This window comes from Nocardiopsis sp. NPDC006198 (assembly GCF_040613895.1).
Lineage (GTDB): Bacteria > Actinomycetota > Actinomycetes > Streptosporangiales > Streptosporangiaceae > Nocardiopsis > Nocardiopsis tropica.
The window spans coordinates 1-3,225 of sequence record NZ_JBEXSY010000131.1 but is presented as its reverse complement, the minus strand read 5'-3'; the positions used below and the strand labels follow the sequence as shown (position 1 = coordinate 3,225).

The 3,225-nt window shown below is 74.1% G+C and carries 2 protein-coding genes; both read right to left on the bottom strand.

Annotated features, from left to right (window positions below):
* Positions 1–2,450: type I polyketide synthase (locus ABZ234_RS33905; RefSeq protein ID WP_355014766.1), on the bottom strand; the 2,450-nt coding region annotated here is incomplete at its 3' end.
* A gap of 43 nt (positions 2,451–2,493) precedes the next feature.
* On the bottom strand, positions 2,494–3,225 hold a 732-nt coding region (locus ABZ234_RS33900; protein ID WP_355014765.1), incomplete at its 5' end, for a phosphopantetheine-binding protein.

Below are 3,225 nucleotides of genomic sequence, written 5' to 3'. Positions count from 1 at the left end.
TACCCCGCGTCCAACTCCCCCGCGACCACCGGACGACCCGTCACCGCCGAGTAGAACGGGATCTCCGGACGCCGCGAGACCACCCCCGCCAACGCCGAGGCCAACGACCCCCGCAAACGCTCCACATGCGGGGTATGCGAGGCATAGTCCACCGCGATCCGACGAACACGCACCCCCGACTCCTCATACTCCTTCAGGAGGTGGGCGACCGCCTCGGGGGCTCCCGCGACGACCGTGGAGGAGGGGCTGTTCACGACCGCCACGTACACGTCCGCGTCGCGCTCCGCGAGGTCGGCGCGGACACGCTCCTCCGGCAGCGCCACCGAGGCCATGACCCCGGTTCCGGACAGCTCCAGGACGGCCCGGCTGCGCAGCGCCGCCACCCTCGCCCCGTCCTCCAACGACAGCGCACCCGACACACACGCCGCCGCCACCTCCCCCTGCGAATGCCCCACCACCGCAGCCGGACGCAGACCGTGCGAGAGCCACAGCTCCGCCAGGGCGACCATCACCGCCCACAGCACCGGCTGCACCACATCCACACGCTCCAACGAAGGCGCACCCTCCTCCCCCCGCAACACCGAGACCAGCGACCAGTCCACATACGGCGCCAACGCCCGCTCACACTCCGCGATCCGCTCCGCGAACACCGCAGAAGAACCCAGCAGCTCCACCGCCATCCCCTCCCACTGACCACCCTGACCAGGGAAGACCAGCACGGGCCTGCGATCCGACGCGCGTCCGCGAACCGTGCCGACCGCGTTCACGCCCTCAGCCAGCTCACCGAGGCGTGCCAGGAGGGTGTCGCGGCCGGTCCCGACCACGGCGGCCCGGTACTCGAAGGCCGTGCGGGTGGTCGCCAGCGACCACCCCACGTCCACCGGGTCCAGACCGGGATCCGTACCGACCCGGTCGCGCAGACGGGCGAGGGAATCGTCGAGCGCCTCCCGGCTGTGGGCCGAGACCACCCAGGGCACCGGCCCCGCGGCTCCGGCCGCGCTCCGCGCCCCCGGGTCGCGGGAGAGGCCGGTGAGGACGGCGCCCTCCCGTTCCGGGGCGGGAACGGCCTCGTCGGGAGCCTGCTCCAGGACGAGGTGGGCGTTGGTCCCGCTGGCGCCGAACGCGGACACGCCCACACGGCGGGGGCGGCCGGTCTCCGGCCACGGCCGCGCCTCGGTGAGGAGCTCCACGGCGCCGGAGGACCAGTCCACGAACGGTGTGGGCTCGGCGACGTGGAGCGTCCGCGGCAGGATCCCCTCGCGCATGGCCAGGATCGACTTGATGACCCCGGAGACCCCGGCGGCCGCCCCGGTGTGCCCGATGTTGGTCTTGAGCGACCCGAGCCACAGGGGTTCCCCGGTCCGGTCGCGCCCGTAGGTGGCGAGCAGGGCGTTGGCCTCGATGGGGTCGCCGAGCCGGGTGCCGGTGCCGTGGGCCTCCACGGCGTCGACGTCGGCCGGGGTGAGCCTGGCGTCGGCGAGGGCCTGGCGGATCACCCGCTCCTGGGCGGGGCCGCTGGGCGCGGTCAGGCCGCTGGAGGCGCCGTCCTGGTTGACCGCGCCGCCCCGGATCACCGCCAGCACCCGGTGCCCGTTGCGCCGCGCGTCCGACAGGCGCTCCAGGACGAGCATGCCTGCGGCCTCGCCCCAGCCGGTGCCGTCGGCGTCGGCGGAGAACGCCTTGCAGCGGCCGTCCGCCGACAGCACGCCGTGGCCCGAGAAGGACACCCACGCGGAGGTGTCGGTGTGGGCGGTGACGCCTCCGGCCAGGGCGAGGGAGGACTCGCCCGAGCGCAGGGAGCGCACGGCCATGGCGATCGACACGAGGGAGGACGAGCAGGCGGTGTCCACCGTGATCGCGGGGCCCTCGAGCCCCAGGGTGTAGGACACCCGGCCCGCGGCGACTGCGGTCATGCCGCCGGTCAGGCGGTACCCCACCAGATCGGCCGGGGACTCCTGGACCGGCGGCCCGTAGGTCTGGCCGACCATGCCGACGAACACGCCCGCGGGGGTGGAGTGCAGGGACCCGGGGGTGATGCCCGCGTGTTCGAGGGCCTCCCACGCCGTCTCCATGACGAGGCGGTGCTGGGGGTCCATGGCCATGGCCTCGCGGGGGTTGATCCCGAAGAAGGCGGGGTCGAAGTCCCCCGCGCCCTCCAGGAAGCTCGCGGAGCGGACGTAGGTCCGGCCGAGACCGTCCGGGTCGGGGTTGAACAGGCCCTCCAGGTCCCAGCCGCGATCGGTGGGGAACCCGCCCCTGGTCTCGCGCCCCTCGACGAGCAGGTCCCACAGCCCTTCGGGGGTGTCGGCCCCGGGGAAGCGGCAGCCGATCCCGACCACCGCGACGGGCTCGTGGTCGCGCTCCTCCAACTCCTCGACACGGGTGCGTGCCTGTCGCAGGTCGACGGCCATCTTCTTGACCAGGTCGCGGAACTTGTTCTCGTTCGTCATCCGTGCTGCTCTCGTGTGCGTTCCGGTCAGGAGGGTCCGCGGGTCAGGAGATCCCGAACTCCTGGTCGATCAGCTCCAGGAGCTGGTCGTCGGTGGCCTCGTCGTACTCGGTCCCGGGCCCGGAGTCGTCGAGGCGGCGCAGGAGGCCGCGCAGTCGGTCGCCGAGCTCCTTCCTGGTCCCGTCGTCCACCGCCGATGCGGCGAGGGCCGTTTCGAGCCTGTCCAGTTCGTCCAGGACGGGCAGCGGGGCCCGGTCGGCGGCGGACGCCTCCGCGAGGCGGTCGGCCACGTGGCGGGTGAGGGCGAGCGCCGTGGGGTGGTCCAGTGCCACGGTGACGGGCAGGTCCAGGCCGGTCGCCTCATTGAGCCGGTTCCGCAGCTGGACGGCGCCGAGCGAGGTACCGCCCGCGTCGAGGAAGCCGCGGCCGAGGTCGACGTCCTCCGCTCGCGGGTGGCCGAGGACGGCGGCGGTCTCCGCGCGGACCAGGGTGAGGACGGCCTCCTCCCGTTCGGCCACCGAGAGCCCCGGCGGAAGCCGCCATTCGCCTCGTGCGGCGGTACCGCCGGACGGGACCGCCGCCGTCCCGGCGGGTTCGGGGGCGGGCGCGGCGGACGCGGCGGACGCGGGCGAGCGCCAGTAGCGCTGTCGTTGGAAGGGGTAGGTCGGCAGCTCCACCACCCGCGCCCCCCCACCGAACACCGACGACCACTCCACCCGCGCGCCGTACGCGAACGCCTGCGCCAGAGAAGCCAGGAACCGCTCCCCGCCCCCCTC